This is a genomic window from Alicyclobacillus pomorum DSM 14955 (genome assembly GCF_000472905.1).
GTDB classification, from domain to species: domain Bacteria; phylum Bacillota; class Bacilli; order Alicyclobacillales; family Alicyclobacillaceae; genus Alicyclobacillus_A; species Alicyclobacillus_A pomorum.
This window is the reverse complement of record NZ_AXAR01000015.1, coordinates 13,181-31,257: the sequence shown is the minus strand read 5'-3', so window position 1 is coordinate 31,257 and position 18,077 is coordinate 13,181. Positions and strand designations below refer to the sequence as shown.

Below are 18,077 nucleotides of genomic sequence, written 5' to 3'. Positions count from 1 at the left end.
CAATTACGAATATACGGAAACATTTCAAAAACCTCGTTGTCCTGGCTCCATTTTTGAACCGTAGCAGCAGATACAGCAAGTTTGGGAGGTGAATATAGCATGTCTGACCCGATGTTTAATATCTTGGTTTACAGACAGTACCTTCAAAGAATAGGTACACTGCGAACAACAATATTGAATGAACGCCAGACTGATTACAAGAGGTGTAGGTTACTGGGAGAAAAGTTACAGTCATGGCCGAATGTAGCGCATACGAGAGGATGAGCCTGATGGGGAAAAGGCAACAGCAGCAAGCATGCACAGATCCGTTGAGTATGCTTAAGATTGAGACTAACCTGTATTCGGTAATGGACGAGCACCAACGGGCTTACGCGAAGTCCATGCGAGCCACCCCAGTTACTTTCTGTGATGCAAAATCTGGGACAGGCAAAACGACAATCGCAGTAATGGTTGGGTTAGAGGGTTTGTCTAAGAACGAATGTCAGAAGCTTATATATGTTCGCTATGTCGATGACCGCTTCCTCAAGGAAGGATTTCTGCCGGGAAATGCGACCCCGGAAGAGAAAGAACGTGGCCTGTATCAACCATTCCTCGATTCTTTGACGGAGCTGGGGATTTCGGAATACCAGTACATTCAGTTAAGGAATAACGGGCACATCGAACTCATAACTGACCGGGCTATGCGCGGAACTAACATTGAGGATGCATTCGTTATCATTGACGAGGCTCAGAACGCACGTGAAATCGAAGACATGCTACTCTGTATTACGCGAGTCCACACATCAAATTGCAGAGTGGTCATCATCGGCCACTCCGGGCAACAAGACAACAAGAAGCATTGGCGTAGTAAACGCTTGGACTACAACGTTTTTCAAGCCTTCGCGTATCACATGAGCAAGAAGCCGTGGGCAGTTACATGTACTCTTATTAACGACTACCGCGGCGAAATTAGCCGCCACGCGGACGAAATCTGGACAAGTTTGGAGGAGATTTAGAAAAGTATCGAAAAAAGCTTGTGGTTATTGAAGCTGAACAGTGGGGGTCCGGTAAGCACGTGGAAGGCGTTTGCGGCACGAAGATCATGAGTTGATTGGACACTACGTACACGCGCCAGAAGTCCCATTAAAAGTATCCGAAGGCGACACAGAAATATCCCTGCAAGCCCAATATCTTTGAAGCTCATGACGACGAATGTCCCTGCACTGCAAATCTGGGACAATGCAAAAGTCGGATGGCCAGCCGAAGCGCTGGCAGAATGGTACGTAGGTACTGCGATGGGCTGTGGCAGGCCTCCTCGAGGCTGAGAAAAATTCCGGACCGCAAAGGGATTTCGCCAAATCCCCATGCTGATCCAAATATTCCACAAAGGTGTACATCGAGCATAGATCCAGAGAAAAATATAATACGGAAAAGGCCATCACCAAAATCTGCGAAGAGCACGATAAGGCCCTCATTAAGGGTATTAACTGACCACTTTTGGCAAAAATACATTGGCTATTGACAATCACCATTCCTTGTGCCGATGCTGTCCTATATCGAGAAATCTGTAAAAAAGGCAAGTACAGTTACTGCCTAGCAGTCTTCCTCGAATATTGATTTGTCTTGTACGCGGCCACTTTACCTATAGTTCGCCTGTCAAGTGTTCGTTTCTTGGCATACTTTCTAGTGCGAACGCGAGATGGACTCGATTTTCGTGCCAATATCTTTGCATATTGTAAAGGATTTAAATAAGTTTTTCGTAGCGTTTCTGTACCATAGGCTTTTCTTATCGAAACTTTTGCAGATTTAGCGTTACATTCGATCAACCATATAGCTCCGTCTCTATCCAAACCGAAGTCTATACCAATTTCACCAAACTTCCCATACGCTTTTTCAACACTTGAATATACAGATACTAAAAAATTCCTTATTTTATCTTTCAGTCCATCGAGCTGACTTGACGAATACTGAGGCAATAATTTACCTAAATAATCGTCAAATTTAAATGCGGAAGAATGAATAGTAATGGGGGAATGGCGTTGTCCAACGCGAATGGGAATTCCGACAATTTCTATTTCACCTTTTTTGTTTCTCTGCACCTCAGCACGAAAGTCTACAATACTATCTTGATCTGCTCTTAATAAATCAATCGCCTGCTGAACAATAATTCTTCGGGACCCCAAAAATGTTCTTACAGCAAGCAATAGATCTTCTATATTATTCACTTCTTTACGAACCAATTTCTCTCCAAAATAGCTGTACTCATAACCGCCTTGGGGTAGTTTAACAACTCGCATAACCGTCTTTCCGCGACTTCCACGACACCCCTTTATATAGATTTCATTTCGATTTTGGAGTACGTTTTTTAAGTCATCTATATTTTCAAGACGCTCGGTATAGGGTAAAAATGGGCGTACGTTTTCGTCTTGACTTAATTTTTGATAAAGATCCCATTTATCGAATGCGTATATAGGGTTAATTCTTTTGATGCCCATTCTCCGGAATTCTTTCAGAATATTTCTAAACGAAGCCCCGTGCCTCACACCACCTCGAACATATAATACATCTGGGAGCGGAAAATCTTTCTTTTCCCATCTCCTTTTTGCTGTATTGAAATACGTCCCTCTTACTCTTTCACGAGATAAATTTACATCTTCTGGTGAAAAAATGTAGACGGTATCCTTTGCTTCCTTATTTGCTTTGACAAGCATCGCAAATCGGATGTAAGACCAAAAGCGACGATTTTGTGCATTTAATAGCCGGGTCATTGTATTGGCTACGAGTACACCGACAATTGGCTTACGTGATCTAGAATTTACACCTTTTTTATCCACTATAAGCACCCCTCATTGTATTTGGGTCGAATGACAATAGCGGTTTTAGCCTAATCTATTATTCTTCTGTGGAATATCTGGCATCTTGTTGACGGATATGACATCTTCCGCTTTCTTAACAGGCTTCGTCCAATACTGTTCGTTACCTGGCAAATCATCAAACCATGTGGCACCTTTTGGACAGTCCAAAATCAAAAATTCTCCATACTCCTCGTTTCTCGACTGATGATACTTCAGATAAGCCTTTCCATTGTCAACCGCAAGAATCTCGATTTTTCCGGAAGTATGGCTCATACAAAGCTTGACACGCTTACCTAGACCTGAAGTTCTTGATTTTGCTTGCTCAACGATTCGATACACTTCTTCAAGTGTGAGCACAAATCCGCTGTTTCCGGCAACGGGTCTGTTAACAAAGAAGTAATACGGTGTAACCCCAGCCCAAGACAGTTGATCAAGCAATTCACCAAGTACGGCTGGGTCATCATTGATGCCTTTCAGCACAGGTGTTTGATTGACAACGATAGCCCCTGCATCGTGTAGGGCTTTGAAACACTTTCTGGCTTCCTTAGTTATTTCTCTTGGATGGTTAACGTGGGCCATAATGTAGATTCGCTTCTCTTCTGTAGAATTTTGGCGAATCAAATCGAGAAGCTCTTGGTCTTCGTAGATTCTCATGGGATTGAATACAAGCATTTTGGAACCGATTCGTATAATCTTGACATGTTCGATTGACCTTAGCCTTTCAATAATCATACGAAGCTTGTTGGTTGCTAACGCTAATGGGTCGCCACCTGTGAGTAGGACATTGTTAATTTCAGGGGTTCGTTCGATGTAATCAAGACCTTCTCGAACGTCAGACATCGCTTCTTTAACGTCTGAGCGAAACAATCGTTTTCTAAAACAAAATCGACAGTATGCCCCACATACCTCTGAGACGATCAACAGGGCTGTAGTTTTGTATTTATGCTGGCAACCCTTGACAACGTAGTTTGTGTCTTCATCAGAAGCATCCCAACGACCGTATTCGAGAAGTTCACTCGAGTCTGGTATCACTAGTCTCCGCAATGGATCATCAGGATCCGACCAGTCAATCAGGCTTAAATAATAGTCATTAACACGAAAAACGTACTTTTCAGTGACGTGTTTCAATGTTTCCTTTTCGCCTTCGGTTAAATTGGGGATTTTATCTAAGTTCGTAAGATATTTTGCAGGCATAACACGGACACCTCCCGTTTTGTAGCCGATACCGTATTTAATTCGGTATGCGGTGGGATTGATACGGCCAACCACCTACATTGAGGTCTCAGGAGGGCAATCGAGCTCTTTGAGCTGGCCAGTCGCAGCGTTGGTAATCATCGGACTTGATGAGGACAAGTGGGAGTTACAGCAGCTGCTGGACATGTATGAGCGGGTTCAGACGACGATTCAGAAGGCCATCAGAGAATTCAAATCCTGCTCTATGAAATCCCATAAACAAACCTGCTCAGTTAAGTTGTTCTGAGTGCGCCTTGGAGACAGTACGTGATCTGGGCCGAACAGAGAGCCGGTAGAGGGCGCGGAGACAAAGTATACGGGAGGAAAGAACAGTGGTCATTACCATGGAACATAAGCTGGCCAGTCGACAATGTCATCTATAGACTACCATCGTCACGATTGGTGATGTCGTCGTGGGAGTGGGTGAACCGATTACGAGTGCTGCCACCATACTCATGGCAGCGACGTAGCGCGGAATGACGACTCCGCAGCAATCACTAACACCACAGGAATTTGCGAAACTGATACGCAGACTCGGCCAGAAGATGACTGACTCCGCTCAGTTCACGAACGCCTGACTTGTCAATGCAACCCACGATGTCGTGGACTCTCCGTGCAAGCCGTCTCACGATGAATTTCCCTCCATACGCTAAATAAAGTTCTGAGAAATGAGCTGCACAGCTCGTTCATTGTTATGAATAGTAGGTAGTACCCGATGATGTGAACGATAACGCGAGCACCCAAGGAGGGGTCACCGCCGATGGATATGTCCTTCATCGTACGCTGCATTGTCGTATTTCTGGTTGTCTTCATTCTGTTGATGTTTTTCGTGTTCAGTTTTATTCGCAAGCGGGTTTGAGTGTGTTGGTAGTCTGCGGTCCCGCCGAATTCGATGGAGTGCGATTTGGAGGCAGCACACACGGCGTAGAGAACCAAAACGGTCGCTCAGGAGGCCGCTCCGTCCGCATGTATGAAGGTACTGTACCAAAGCGGGACCGCGGTATCACGGTGGTAGGGTAAAGAACACCTGGTTTCATGTGAAAATTTTGTACAAATGCCGTTGGACAGATACCGCCACGATACATTTGTCCCACCCAGATACCAAGGGTATCAGTAATATTAAGAGGATGATAATGTAATTGAGGTTATCAGACTAGAGAAGATAGCCATCTCGGGTGCACCAATTGCCGGCCAAGTTCGAGCTGAAGATACCTAGGTATTCGCCCTTTTTTAAGCGGGCTTTCAGAATTGGAGTTGCGTCAACCTGCACAGCTAAGAACCCCATTTGGTCCTGGATCCGCTCCGTATCCAGTGCTATTGGTCAAACATTTACAAATCTTTTTAAGCGAACACGGTATGGACCTAGAGAATCCGCGTCAATGCCCTACCAGGGAAAACTCTCGGACTTGAAAGATACCAGCCAATGCTCGTACGAAAGACCGCCATTATCTTAAATTCCGATGAGAAGCGATCTTTATCTTTTTTTCAACTGCAGAAAGTGCAAAATTATTTGCCGTTCCTCAATATCGTTCCGTTAGCTGTTTGAATGCTTTCTGTAAGCGGCTGCCAAACTTTTAATCCTGCGGTAGAATGTTTTATCTTGGAGCCGATTAAACAGTCCGTACGAAGGATATAAAAGGTTTACTTCAATAATCCATATATATCCCTTTTTGTCCACGCATAAATCTATTCCACTTTCATGAGTTCGGTAACCGTTTTTCGTTGCATGACGAACAATCTCAAAACCAATGCTGATCAGCTTCCGTTTCACTTTCTCGATCCGTTTTCGGCCGTAGCCTAAAGATTGGGCCAAAGCATCATCGACTGTCGCGGCATAACCTCCGCCGCGCCGAACATTGGTGATGACGCTACCTTTTCCCGCTACTTTCGCCAGCATTCCCGCGTATTGCCATTTTTCTTTTCCGTCCTTCATCAGCATGAGACGAATGGAGAAAGGCCTCCCGTTAATGCTGGCCAAATCGATTGCTTTTTGGACAACGATGGACCGACGGGGTCTTCCATCCTTGATCTTATCATATAGATCCTTGAACGATTGCACATCAACCGCTTTACCTCGCACTTTCACGAAGCGATAACCATGTTTCATTTTCACTGCCTTTATAATGCCCGCCCCGGTATGCTGATTGCTCCCCTTGATGTACACCGCTCGATAATCGTCCAAGTATTGCTTCAGAGAACTCGAACTTAAACTCGATGTCGGCGGCAAATGCTTGCTCAGATGAGGATGCTTGGAATACAACCGGTGAAGCTCCAATTTGGACGGATCCCCATTCGACGGCATACCATCATTCCTCTCCTGCTCGGAATTGACTTTTTTAACATATCGAGAATCCCAAAAACATTTCCTTTACCCGCAAGATGTTGCTTCAGTGCATTGAATGCAGACGGCTTTTTTACGGACTTCCTTGGCATAGAAATATCCCTCCTCCTTTCTCCGTCGTGTCTGCTTCGTTCGTGTTTCTACCCATTGCCCCATCATGGATTGCTCACTATGCAGGGGTTATCACCATCAACTCTTTAAACCAAAGTTAATTTAGGGTATGGCGTGAAATTCAGTCGTGAGACGGCTTGTATCATAGAAATGCACGGCTTGTACGCCCTTATTAGACAAACAATAAAACGCCCCCTATGCACGGGGACGTTTTATTGGGCTTGTACCTATCAACAGAACGGGAAAAGAATGAAGAACAGTACAAAAATCACGAGAAACGCAATTTCAGCTCGACGCAGTCGGAACCCATCTGACATTCAGAGTCACCTCCTTATAAGCCGAAGTTAATATAGGGTATGGCGGGAGATTCAGTCGTGAGACGGCTTGTATCATAGAAATACACGGCTTGTACGCCCCTATTAGACAAACAATAAAACGTCCCCGTACAGAGGGACGTTTTATCGGGCTTGTACTTAAAACTCGCCAAATGGGGTGAAAAGAACGAAGAACAGGACGAAAATCACGAGAAACGCAATTTCAGCTCGACGAACGCGAAAGGACATTCTGAGTCACCTCCTTATAAACTAAAGTTAATATAGGGTATGGCGGGAGATTCAGTCGTGAGACGGCTTGTATCATAGAAATACACGGCTCGTACACCTATTAGGCAAACAATAAAACGCCCCTAGGTACGGGGGCGTTTTATTGGGAGATGAATGCACGATGATGGCTTTGGTGGTTCATCGATGGGTAATTTTAATATATGCCACCACAGTTCAAAAACAACGGCTTGTACCTATCTAGCAAATGAAATAAGACAGTCGTCCATTCCAATTCTAGACTATGATACATGCTGATCTGTGGGACCGATTGAATCTAGGTGGACAACTATGTACGCTGGTTTTCCACCTAGATTGCACCTCCGAATACAAATCCGACTAAGATCACATAGTCAAATCCATCCTATCAGTGCCAGAATAGGGTCACGGGCTTGTGTCCGTAACGCTCTGGTTGGCGATATAGTTGGTTTCCGATGAAAAACAACTTCCCATGCAAGTGCATTTGAATGTAATTTCCTCTCGCTTGATGAATGTGAAAGAGGGGGGGAACATTCCTGTAGACGTTAAGAAATAGAGTTTGTACAAATATAAACGCCTCGATACGATGGGGGTGTGCCGGGTCAAAAGCCCTTAAACGGATGTAGAGCAGCGGTACGATGTCAAGACCATAAGGCAACATAATATCTTTTGAATCACTGCTTTTTTGGAGGCGGTGCCGAATTTGGCAATGCTCAACTAAGCCCACCCTACCCGGTTTTTCACATTTTTCCTTTGTAGCTAGGAACTGGTGGCCCTGGTGTCGAGCACGTTTCTGTTATGCCTCTTGTCGGATCACCTCCGGAGTGTAGAGTCGGTTGGTCTTTAGCAGATAGAAGACCACCCGCATCAGTTTCCGGGCTGTAAGCGCAAGGGCACGTCCCTCGGCAAATTCTTTGGGCTCCGCTTTCTTCTTGGCGTAGTACTCGGCAAAAACAGGGTCGTGCACCCGGACGCTGTTGGCCGCTTCAACCATGTAGTACTTCAGATAGCGGTTGCCAGAAAGAATGAGTCGAGTTCGGTTTGCTGTGAATTTCCCGGATTGGTTAACAGTCCAAGCGAGCCCGGTGTACTTTGCTGCTTCCGCGTGGCTCCTGAACTGGCTAACGTCTAGTTCAGCCACAATGCCAGAAGCGAAAATGGGACCGATACCGGGAATGGAATCAAGCGTTTGTGGGATCGTTGCCAAGTGATCCTCAATGCCTTTACGCAGCGCCTTGAGTTGCTCTTGTGCCGTTCGAATCATGCGAATGCTGGAAGCCATTGCAAGATTCACCGAGTCCGACATGGACTGCGGCAACCGGTACGAAGAGCGAGCGGCCTTCTGCAAAGCCTGAGCGACTACCTCGGGATTGTCGAAGCGATTCTTTCCATGCTCGACAAGGAAGTCAATAAGACGCTCAAGGGGCATCTCAGCGAGTTCCTCGACGGATTCGAATTCCTCTATGACGGCCAGCGAAGTGGCAGAGAGCTTGTTTCTACGAAAGGGTCCAGTGAGGGAGTAATCACTGAACTTGAGAAACAGGTTCGTCATGAGGAAATTGCTTTCCCGAGTCAGATCCTGCATCAGATGATAGCGAGCACGTGTCAGGCGTTGCAGCGCCATAAGCGGTTCGCTCCAGATAAACGGATGCGGGAGAAGGCCTGTCCGAAGTTTGGCTGCGATGAACCAGGCATCCACTCGGTCGTTCTTGGGGGCGCTCAGATAATGGGACTTCTTAAACTCCCGGATGAGACTGGGATTGAAGACGTACACCTTACGCGGAACGCCGAAGTCCAAGTGACGTTGCAGATACATTGCGGCATGAGTTGAGTAACAGCCGGTATGTTCGAGACCGAAAAGAATCTCTTCAGACTGGAGCTGCTGAGCCAACTTAGTAATGCGATCCTGAAACTCCAGAATGCCGGGACGATTGTTGGTAACAGTGAATCGGCTAACAGGTCGCTTCTCATCGTCCCTCGTTAAACAGCAAACCACGTTGGACTCGCTGCCTACATCAATTCCGACAAACAATGGAGAGGACATGTAAAATCACCTCCTTTGGTTGGAATGCAGATGTCTATGGCCTTGGGATGACCCTGGGAAACCCATGAACGACAGCCTTGCGAGCTATTGGAATACACCGGGCGTCATCGGTGCACGAGCCTCCCTCTGCTGGCAGGAGGGATGACTGACCGGGAAACAGTCAGCGTGTAGGTCTATTCCATGGGGCCAGGGGAACACTCTACGCTCGGAAGACACCCTATAACGAGGGGCAACGGGAGGCATTGGAACATCCCCTTGGTAAACACCTAAGGCTATTTTCCCAAGGTCAGCCCAAGGTCGTAAACACCCTGTGACGTGACTTGATAGTCACGGTGGATGGACTTCTAATGGGTCTCGGCTGTGTTGCTGGGGTTACGCTCTCCAGAAATCTAAAAAGAGCAACCACAACCTGGATTTATGTAAACCAAGTTGATAGCTGCTCTTAATATACAAGGAGGCGTTACTATGAAGTCTAGACTGAACAAGGCTCAGAATCAACGAGTAGAGCGGATTTCCTCTTGAACACTAGTAGTTGGAAACGGCCTTGCACGCCGGTTTATCGAAAAGGTTTCTCATGTGTGAATAGAGCTATTCACTGATTCTCTTCATGTCTATCCCCTGTCATATTCCATGATTCGACGATACATCGTCTTGTCCTTCAGGTAACGAAAGTGGGAGAACAGGGGCGCAAGGTTCACTTCAATCACCCATACATGGCCGTCCTGATCCAATCCTAGATCCATTCCAAAAACGCGTTGATCCGAATATAGTTCAGTGTTACCAAGCCTCTCGGCTGACAGTAAGGAGACTTTGTTTATATCTGATACTAGAGCTCGGCGGGAACAGTGTTTGAGTGATGACCGTTCGAGTGCGGTTTTCAGGGGGAGGACGGAGCCTTTACTCTTTTCGATATTCGTGACGATATAGCCTTCGCCTGCCACTTTCGCAACTTTCCCGGTTACTTTCCACGCATCCGATAATTTTTTGCGCTGCACAATGACACGGAGGTCGAACGGCCTGCCATCAATGGTTGCCAGAGGAATCCGACGCTGAACGATGTGGCTGCTCATTTTCCCCATGCTTCTCACAGATTCATACGCCTTTTCCTTCCCTGTTACAGTTGTCTGGATATTGTCCATGTGGATGACATACAAATCTTGTCCTACTTCAGAGATTCGACATACTCCCTCCCCACGACTTCCGAAATCGGGTTTCACAACAATATCTCTGTATTTGACCAGCAGATCCGTAAAGGCTTTTTTCGTCAGTCTTCGGGTCTGCGGTAAGTGTTCCCTCAGTTCTTTAAAGCTTCTCATCAACTGAAATTTTGTCCATTTTCCGGACCAGAAAAACGTTTTCATCGACCATCTTCCTTTTCTTAAGTTTCGCAAAAGATACCTATTCTCAGAAGGTACCTTTCGAGCAATTTCCAAAAAGCTTGATTCGGAAAGTGTCTACGTCTGAAAGTTTTTCGGGATAGATGGTGAGGCCTCTCTCACACAAATAGTCATGCATTGCATGGATTAAACTCTTTCAGGTCGTGAGATGAATTCGGCACCTCCTATAGCTGTAGTACATGCTCTTCCTTCGTTATCCGTGTTGGCGGAAGCGGAAGAGCTGTCATCAGGAGGTATGGAAACACTATTTGGCAATGGCTCAGCCAGGCTTTGCATAGGGGTGAGGTTTCTTATGCTGGTGTTAAGATTCCGGGAACAATCCAATTCAAGGCAGACACGGCAGGAAACCCACGCAGCACAGGCTACGAATTTTAGAGGTGTTGTACTCACCAACCGTGTAATCATGTTCTCAAACACCCCGGGACGGGTTAGAACACCGGGAACGTAGCATGCGGAAGTTGCAGCAGGTCCACGGCATGGACGATGTCATCGTAGGAATAGAGCGTACGGGGCATTATTGGTTCGTGTGACATGCAAGCTGTTGGTAATCATGTGGTGTAAGCCCACCCACTCAGGATTGTGAGTGCGAGCCTATCACGACGTGGGAACTGGTGACGGAACTCACGGAGTGAGTGAGACAATGTAGCCATAGCTGGAAGGGTGTATCCGGCGTGGAGCTAGGCTAGAGATACATGGTAAACGAGAGTGAATCCTTTATAAACTGCGTCAAATGTAACAAGCGAAACACCCTGACACGCTTGAGCCAAAATGGCACGTAGCTGGAGTCAGTGCTGAACCATCACTGATTCACAATTCCATAACGCTACCGCAGGATTCAGGATACCTAAACATCTCACTAAGGGGTTACCAATGGAACATGGTAATCCTCATGGGGTCTGCACAACTAGTAAACCAATCGTAAGAGCGGTGAATCCCCAGGAGGTATGGGAACGGGTAAAAAGCGAACGCCATCCTGTAATGGGATGGATAGGGACGGTACAAGGTGCCAAACTTCATGTCCTGACGCGAAAGCGTGCTGACTTGCCCATGGTCATCCAGCTAGAAGTCACTCGGCAGATAGATGAGAGGAGAGGAGAGCCTGTTATGAACAGATTAGCCGCATCTAGCGAGGCAACAGGCTCAAAACGCAAGATGTCTCAGGAACCCATTGAAGATGAGGTCATGCGAGCATGGCTTGAAGCCCAAGACTCCGCATCGAACGAAAACGTCCTCAGCGAATGGACAGACTGGAATGAAATCGAGCGCCACGTCTATCGGTTGCAGCGCCAACTAGCAAACGCAGTCGAACACGGAAACCGCAAAGCTATCCGCCATTACAAGTGGCTCATCCGCAATAGTCAACACGCGAAAATGCTGGCCATTCGTAGCGTTACGCAGGAAAACAACGGACGAAGAACCCCAGGGGTCGATGGAAGAATCTACACGACGCCAGAAGCCCGTTATGAATTGCTCACGCTGGTGAATCTCCAGAGAAAGCCCCTTCCAGTTCGCCGGGTATACATCAAGAAAAAGAATGGCAAACAAAGGCCACTCGGTATCCCCACTATCCACGACCGCGTGTGTCAGGCGATACACAAAATGGCCATGGAACCGGAATGGGACACCCAGTTTGCACCCAATTCATACGGATTTCGTCCAAGTCGTTCGACTTGGGACGCCATCGAACAACTCTTTATGGTTCTAGCAACAAAGCGTGCACCGCAATGGGTCATTGAGGGTGACATTAAGGGGTTCTTCGATAATGTACATCACGAGAAACTGCTGATAAAGTTAGCACCGGAAGACCGCACATTCATCAGAAGAACCTTAAAAGCCCCCGTCATTGAACCTAAGCGAGGAAGAGTCCCCAGCATCCAGGGAACACCGCAGGGCGGGATTATTTCGCCTCTTCTCGCCAATATCGCACTCCACGGCAGAGGGACTGAGGGAACGGGCATTCCAAATGGGGTTCGGTCCCCAGAGAAAGAACCCCGGAATCAATATTGTGGTCTACGCGGACGACTTTGTTATCTCCTGCAGAACAAAGGAGCAAGCTGAGCAGTTCGTCCCGGTGGTAGCCAAGTGGCTACAGGAACACGTTGGAGTCGAACTAAGCCTAGAGAAAACCAAAATCACTCACATTGAAGAGGGATTTGATTTTCTCGGATTCAACGTTCGGAAATACAACGGAAAAATGCTCATCAAGCCTTCCAAGGAGAGTCAGGTATCCATCCTTCGGAAAGTGAAAGAGCTACTAGCCTCGAACAAAACGGCCAAAGCGGAAACTATCATACGAACACTTAATCCGCTGCTTCGTGGATGGGCGATCTGTTTTCATCATATAATTCCCCTTCGTCTTGGTGGCCACACTACGGTTAACAACGTGTTCGTCACCCATCGTTGGTGTCGTGAACAGCACTACAAGAAACACGGACACGATACCATGCCTGACAGGCCGGAACGGTTTCTCTGTGAGAGGGAAGCCTTCATCAATGGAAGAGTTGTCTGGAAGGGTGAACCCAAGGCCGCTCATAACTAGGCTACGGATACTGCAGGATGGCTTGAGCCGGATGAGGCGAAAGTCTCAAGTCCGGTTCTTAAGGGGGAAGGGAGCCGCAAGGCTCCTGACCTACCTGACAACATTGCTAGGTGGCTGGTAGGCCATTTAAGCATTGATTTTAGGTTCCGCTCTAATAACACGTTTGACGCTGTGTTAAGCATTTCTATTGCCAGTTGGAGTTCCATTTTGCTGGTGTCGATCTTTGTTTCTCCTGTCCTTTGGTCGTATTCAACCGTGAATTTAGTATATGGTTGTCCATGTTTCCGCTCCTAATTCGAGTAATCATGTGGAACCATATTGCGAAGGTGGGGGATATAGAAACGGCGGGTGTTAAAGTCTCAAGTGGTGGTGTAAATTCTGAGGCTTCATGTTGACGAAAAAGCCATCGAGTGCAATCTACTAAAAGTGACGAGCAATTAGTAGAAGGAGGCACATCGATGGCTTCTATGGATAAGATCGCACTTTTGGAGCTGATTCGCAAGATCGGATTGGATGGGGATGTCGATTTTCTTCGGGAGGGACTGAAAGTCCTAACCCAAGCCATCATGGAAGCNGAAGTTAGCGAATTGGTTGGTGCCGAGCGATTTGAGCGCTCGAANGAGAGGAAAAACTACCGAAATGGATACCGCTCCAGGGAATGGGATACGAGAGTAGGCACCATTGAACTACAGATCCTCATGCTTCGTAAAGGCAGCTATTTCCCAAGTTTGCTCGAGTCACGGCGACGAGCCGAAAAGGCACTGTTGTCTGTGGTTCAANAGGCATATGTCCATGGGGTGAGTACCCGCAAAGTCGATGAATGAGTCGAATCCCTTGGCATTGACGGTATCAGTAAGAGTGAAGTTTCCCGCATCTGTAAGGAACTTGACGACGTGGTCCAGGCATTCAAAGACCGTCCGTTGGAGGGAGAGTATCCGTATGTTTGGCTGGATGCCACTTTTCCCAAGGTTCGTGAGGGTGGACGAGTTCAGAGTATGGCGTTCGTCATTGCGATTGGTGTGAAAGCCACCGGCGAGCGTGAGGTGTTGGGATTTGACCTTGGGACCAGCGAGGACGGTTCCTTCTGGCTGACATTTTCTACGGAGCCTAGTGGCAAGAGGACTAAGGGGCGTGAAATTTGCGATTAGCGCAATGTATTGAGCCAGGTGCCGAAGTCCTCTCAAGCCATGTATCCTCGATTGTTCGCACGATTTTTGCCTAGCCAACACAGGAGGCAGCAAAAGAACAGCTTGCCCTCGTGGTGGAGCAATTGAAGAGCCGTTTTCCGAAGGCGATGGATGTGTTGCAGCGAGCGGAAGAAGATGTATTGGCGTACATGGCATTCCCGAGGGAGCACTGGCGGCAAATCTGTTCAACGAATCCGCTTGAACGGTTGAACCGGGAAATTCGCCGACGCATGGATGTAGTTGGGATCTTCCCAAACCGGGACTCTGTGATCCGTCTTGTGGGAACCATTCTGCAAGAGCAGGACGAGGAATGGAGCATTGGACGTCGTTACTTCAGCTTGGAGTCGATGTCCAAGGTTACAGGTAACCAGGCGTTACTGNCCCCGACTTCGGTTCTGCATAAATGATGTATGTCACGTAGTAGAGGCACTCGACGAAATTACACCACTTGACGGGACACTACCTCTCAGTTTCACCACAAGATTTTCCAAGCCAAAGCCTGACGTTCCACTCGGAACGAATTTTGAACCATTATTCATCGAGATAGCCGCAGCAGTCGTTATTGAGTGTATCCCAATTATGCTGATACGACTATTCATGAGAAAGTAACACAGCACCTAAGCGCCTATCTGTTTTGGTTGTTAATCGGTGAGGTGTATGTCAACTGCCTGCTGAACGAGCATAAATAGGTCATGCAGTTTTGAAAACACCTACGTAGACGCTCGGAATTGGGGCTAGGACGCCTTAGAATCCATTCTAGGTCGCAAGGACGAGCATGGAGTTGTGAAGTGAATCAGAGTAGTCAAAGGCATGCATCTACAATGTGTCTGTATTTTCGGGGCTGCTTGACGAATTGAGCACTGTACGACTTGATTTTTCCTGATGGATCCAGTATGATTGATGTGTTCAAGAGCCATCATGCCTCTGTACAACATACTGAGCCGTTCTTTTCTGCGCCTCATGTGGGAGCAGAATAGGGCGGCTCGTTATATTTGGACGATCGACAAATTATCGTGCTCGAGGAGCACCAGGAGGAATTTGTTTGAATCAACAAGGTACAGTGAAATGGTTTAATTCAGAAAAGGGTTTCGGGTTTATTGAAGTTGAAGGTGGGGAAGATGTTTTCGTACATTTCAGCGCGATTCAGGGAGATGGTTACAAATCCCTCGATGAAGGTCAACGTGTGACGTTTGATATTGTTCAAGGTCCGAAAGGCCCGCAAGCAGCAAACGTCGTTGCATAGGTTGTGAACAGGCGGGACTGTCCCTGTAGCCATCATTTAGACACCTCAAGGGCAGTCCCTTTTTTAGTAAACCTCGTTTCGAATACATCAATTTTTATTTACTACAGGCGAGGAGGTATCTTCATGAGTTACTTTAACAATAGGAGAAAGCCACCTTCTGAACACGTCTACGCCGATACTGTTATCTGGCAGTGCTCGGAATGCAATTGTTGGTCGAGGAAAGAGTTTATTTACGTCGATGAACCAATTTGCCCTATGTGTACGGGCAGGATGAATCAAGAAGCAAAAAGCATTCGTGTCGAATAAATGACTGCTATCCTTTGATACGTTGTTATCTTGCTTTTAAGTCACCCCTTTTCTTAAAACAGTTTGATTTATCATCTTGAATTCACCAATCTCCCTTTTCCTGCCTTTTCCCAAAATCAACTCGTCGGAACTGTACACTCCACTGTTTGAAGACAAGAAAGGAAGATGAATATCCAAGCAGAACAAAGTCACTGGAAAAAAGACATTGCTCCTTATCAAAGGTCGGATATCAGAAAAAGCGCATGGCAGCTTACAAATACCATCGTGCCTTTTTTGGTACTGTGGTGCCTAGCTTATCTGAGTCTGTCTGTTTCGTTTTGGATTACGTTGGCTCTCACCATTCCAGCGGCTGGGTTTGCGGTGAGGACCTTTATCATATTTCATGACTGCTGCCATGACTCTTTCTTTAAGAGTCGACATGCCAATGTACTTGTCGGAGTCATTACGGGGCTGATGACCTTTTTCCCGTATTATCAATGGAAGTACGAACACGCCATTCACCATGCGACAAGCGGTAACTTGAGTCGGAGAGGGACAGGGGATATCTGGACACTTACGGTCGATGAGTACCTGGCTTTATCTTCATTACGGCGAATGCTTTACCGAATGTATCGAAACCCGTTGGTAATGTTTGGACTTGGGCCCATCTACATTTTGCTGATTGAATACAGGTTTAATAATAAACGCGCCGGCCGAAAAGAGCGATTGAACACGTATGCAACCAATCTTGGACTGATCGGTATCATAGGGCTCCTTTGCTGGACATTGGGATGGGATAAATTTCTTCTTGTGCAAGGGCCTATTCTCTACCTTTCAGGTATGGCGGGTATTTGGTTGTTTTACGTGCAACATCAATTTGAAAAAACTTATTATGAGAAAGATGAGAATTGGGACTATGTAAGTGCGGCCATGGAAGGTAGTTCCTTTTACAAATTACCGACCATCTTGCAATGGATGACGGGAAATATAGGGTTTCATCATATTCACCACCTGAGTTCCCAAGTCCCTAACTATAATCTGCAACGCGCCTATAAAAATATTCCTTCTATGCGGAATGTTTCATCTGTCGGTCTCCTTTCCAGCTTACGCTCCCTTCGATACCGTGTCTGGGACGAAGAGAGGAAGAAATTTGTGGGGTTTAGAGCTATTTCGAACCTGAAATCCAAGATGTGACCCCAGTTTTTATGACGGTCTCACGCTCGATTCTAAGCTTCAACATGATTGATGACACGGAATTTGGGAGGACTTCGGATGTTGTGACATGTGAAGTCGAGAGACAGTTCAGGAATATTGTGGTTTCAGTGTAAAGAATGAAAGGAGAGGTTCAATATAGACAAGTACAGGGTGACTATCCATTCGAAGGACGGATCGACATACTTCTATACAGAAGAGGTCGGCTACAACAACGAGGAAGCGATGTGGGCTAAGGTGATGGATGACCTCTCCAAGGCTGCATGGGTGAGAGTGGAGAACACGTCGGGAACGACCGTTGCACTTCGAGGTTCAGAAATAAAAGACTTCGCCATCAAACGTCTAACAGACTACGTGAAGGAGCCCAGAGCAGACGGACGGCTTTGGTGAAAGAAAAAGAGAGAGCGTATGTCCCCATTTTTATTTCTTGTAGGTTTAAAAATCCGCCAGAAAAATGCAATCGCCGTTTTGAGGCAAATTTCGCCTTGAGCGGCGATTTTGCATTACATGATGAGCGACCGTACCAAGACCGGATTAGAGAGTGCAAGAGCACGTGGCCGGAATGGCGGCAGACTACGCAAAGATGAGGATAAGGTGAAATTGACACGCAGGATGTACGACAGCAAGCAATACAGGATCACCGAGCTAACCTAGGCTATAGGAGTCAGCAAACGACGCTGTGCAGATGTATCAAGGAACTTAACAACGTTCAATAACGCTGCACCCTTCAACACATTTCGCACAGACACCGCGTAATATACAGCGCGTGCCTACATCGCATGATTTGTTCTTCGATGAGCCGCTTGTTCTTGAATGTGGCATTTTTTGTGAACAATAAGTGCCTGTCAAAGGTGGACCTGCCAACATCGCCGCAGCTTACCAGGGAATCTGTGTCCCGTATATCATCTGGACATCCTACAAAAAATTAGTTTTTGGTTTTTTAATGATTGGTGTTTGGTTAACGTAATGTATCGTACGCATCTGGTGAATTTTACAATTCGTCGCTACAGTCGCGGCAGTCACCCACGTTTACTACGAACCTGGAGTCGTCGCAATGATACACCGGTGCCATC

At 46.7% G+C, this 18,077-nt stretch carries 13 protein-coding genes and 2 pseudogenes; 9 read left to right on the top strand and 6 right to left on the bottom strand.

Annotation, left to right across the window (positions count from 1 at the left end):
* Window positions 1-269: 269 nt before the first annotated feature.
* Both YWK_RS0114015 and YWK_RS22895 read left to right on the top strand, forming a co-directional pair.
* Window positions 270-995 carry a PhoH family protein gene (locus YWK_RS0114015; protein WP_169727188.1) on the top strand — a complete coding sequence of 242 codons (726 nt, stop codon included), beginning with the start codon at window positions 270-272 and terminating at the stop codon, window positions 993-995.
* A gap of 247 nt (window positions 996-1,242) precedes the next feature.
* Window positions 1,243-1,385 (top strand): annotated as a pseudogene (locus YWK_RS22895) (IS256 family transposase); the annotation flags it as partial.
* A gap of 180 nt (window positions 1,386-1,565) precedes the next feature.
* Here YWK_RS22895 and YWK_RS0114010 read toward each other — a convergent pair.
* From YWK_RS0114010 to YWK_RS0113970, 6 genes are all read right to left on the bottom strand, one after another.
* On the bottom strand, window positions 1,566-2,813 hold the full coding sequence (locus YWK_RS0114010; RefSeq protein ID WP_026965299.1) for a YheC/YheD family endospore coat-associated protein: 1,248 nt from the start codon (window positions 2,811-2,813) through the stop codon (window positions 1,566-1,568).
* A gap of 45 nt (window positions 2,814-2,858) precedes the next feature.
* Complete coding sequence (locus YWK_RS0114005; protein ID WP_026965298.1) at window positions 2,859-4,028, bottom strand: KamA family radical SAM protein; 1,170 nt, start codon at window positions 4,026-4,028, stop codon at window positions 2,859-2,861.
* Window positions 4,029-4,564: 536 nt separating this feature from the next.
* The gene (locus YWK_RS22700) at window positions 4,565-4,696 is read right to left on the bottom strand and encodes a hypothetical protein (protein WP_281172257.1); all 132 of its coding nucleotides are present in this window, start codon (window positions 4,694-4,696) and stop codon (window positions 4,565-4,567) included.
* Window positions 4,697-5,601: 905 nt separating this feature from the next.
* Entirely contained in the window at window positions 5,602-6,369 is a 768-nt protein-coding gene (locus YWK_RS0113990) for a YheC/YheD family protein (protein WP_026965297.1), read from the bottom strand.
* A 1,524-nt stretch (window positions 6,370-7,893) separates the two neighbouring features.
* On the bottom strand, window positions 7,894-9,141 hold the full coding sequence (locus YWK_RS0113975) for an IS110 family RNA-guided transposase (protein ID WP_026965296.1): 1,248 nt from the start codon (window positions 9,139-9,141) through the stop codon (window positions 7,894-7,896).
* A 611-nt stretch (window positions 9,142-9,752) separates the two neighbouring features.
* Entirely contained in the window at window positions 9,753-10,502 is a 750-nt protein-coding gene (locus YWK_RS0113970; protein WP_026965295.1) for a YheC/YheD family protein, read from the bottom strand.
* Between the two features lie 1,140 nt (window positions 10,503-11,642).
* Between YWK_RS0113970 and YWK_RS20050 the strand changes: the two genes are divergently transcribed.
* The 7 genes and pseudogenes from YWK_RS20050 (at window position 11,643) to YWK_RS0113935 (ending at window position 17,394) form a co-directional block, all read left to right on the top strand.
* Window positions 11,643-12,596, top strand: a complete 954-nt coding sequence (locus YWK_RS20050) for a reverse transcriptase N-terminal domain-containing protein (protein ID WP_051375613.1) — start codon at window positions 11,643-11,645, stop codon at window positions 12,594-12,596.
* Window positions 12,544-13,077 (top strand): reverse transcriptase domain-containing protein, encoded by a 534-nt coding sequence (locus YWK_RS22695; RefSeq protein ID WP_281172256.1) that lies wholly within the window; start codon window positions 12,544-12,546, stop codon window positions 13,075-13,077. Before YWK_RS20050 ends, YWK_RS22695 begins: the two co-directional genes overlap by 53 nt.
* 458 nt (window positions 13,078-13,535) lie before the next feature.
* Window positions 13,536-14,671 (top strand): annotated as a pseudogene (locus tag YWK_RS20045) (IS256 family transposase).
* Between the two features lie 635 nt (window positions 14,672-15,306).
* A complete protein-coding gene (locus YWK_RS0113945; RefSeq protein WP_035467134.1) occupies window positions 15,307-15,507 on the top strand; it encodes a cold-shock protein in 201 nt (66 codons plus the stop codon).
* Between the two features lie 123 nt (window positions 15,508-15,630).
* Window positions 15,631-15,813, top strand: coding sequence for a cold-inducible protein YdjO-related protein (locus YWK_RS21570; protein ID WP_084453734.1), 183 nt, complete (start codon window positions 15,631-15,633; stop codon window positions 15,811-15,813).
* Window positions 15,814-15,978: 165 nt separating this feature from the next.
* Complete coding sequence (desA, locus tag YWK_RS0113940) at window positions 15,979-16,986, top strand: Delta(5) desaturase DesA (protein ID WP_026965290.1); 1,008 nt, start codon at window positions 15,979-15,981, stop codon at window positions 16,984-16,986.
* A 171-nt stretch (window positions 16,987-17,157) separates the two neighbouring features.
* Window positions 17,158-17,394 carry a hypothetical protein gene (locus tag YWK_RS0113935; protein ID WP_026965289.1) on the top strand — a complete coding sequence of 79 codons (237 nt, stop codon included), beginning with the start codon at window positions 17,158-17,160 and terminating at the stop codon, window positions 17,392-17,394.
* The last annotated feature ends 683 nt before the right edge of the window (window positions 17,395-18,077 follow it).

What these genes read in the sequence shown, in the direction of transcription:
- YWK_RS21570 (WP_084453734.1), top strand. Translation starts at nt 15,631, where the DNA reads ATGAGTTACTTTAACAATAGGAGAAAGCCACCTTCTGAACACGTCTAC.
- YWK_RS0114005 (WP_026965298.1), bottom strand. Translation starts at nt 4,028, where the DNA reads ATGCCTGCAAAATATCTTACGAACTTAGATAAAATCCCCAATTTAACC.
- YWK_RS0113990 (WP_026965297.1), bottom strand. Translation starts at nt 6,369, where the DNA reads ATGCCGTCGAATGGGGATCCGTCCAAATTGGAGCTTCACCGGTTGTAT.
- desA (WP_026965290.1), top strand. Translation starts at nt 15,979, where the DNA reads ATGAATATCCAAGCAGAACAAAGTCACTGGAAAAAAGACATTGCTCCT.
- YWK_RS0113975 (WP_026965296.1), bottom strand. Translation starts at nt 9,141, where the DNA reads ATGTCCTCTCCATTGTTTGTCGGAATTGATGTAGGCAGCGAGTCCAAC.
- YWK_RS0114015 (WP_169727188.1), top strand. Translation starts at nt 270, where the DNA reads ATGGGGAAAAGGCAACAGCAGCAAGCATGCACAGATCCGTTGAGTATG.
- YWK_RS0113970 (WP_026965295.1), bottom strand. Translation starts at nt 10,502, where the DNA reads ATGAAAACGTTTTTCTGGTCCGGAAAATGGACAAAATTTCAGTTGATG.
- YWK_RS20050 (WP_051375613.1), top strand. Translation starts at nt 11,643, where the DNA reads ATGAACAGATTAGCCGCATCTAGCGAGGCAACAGGCTCAAAACGCAAG.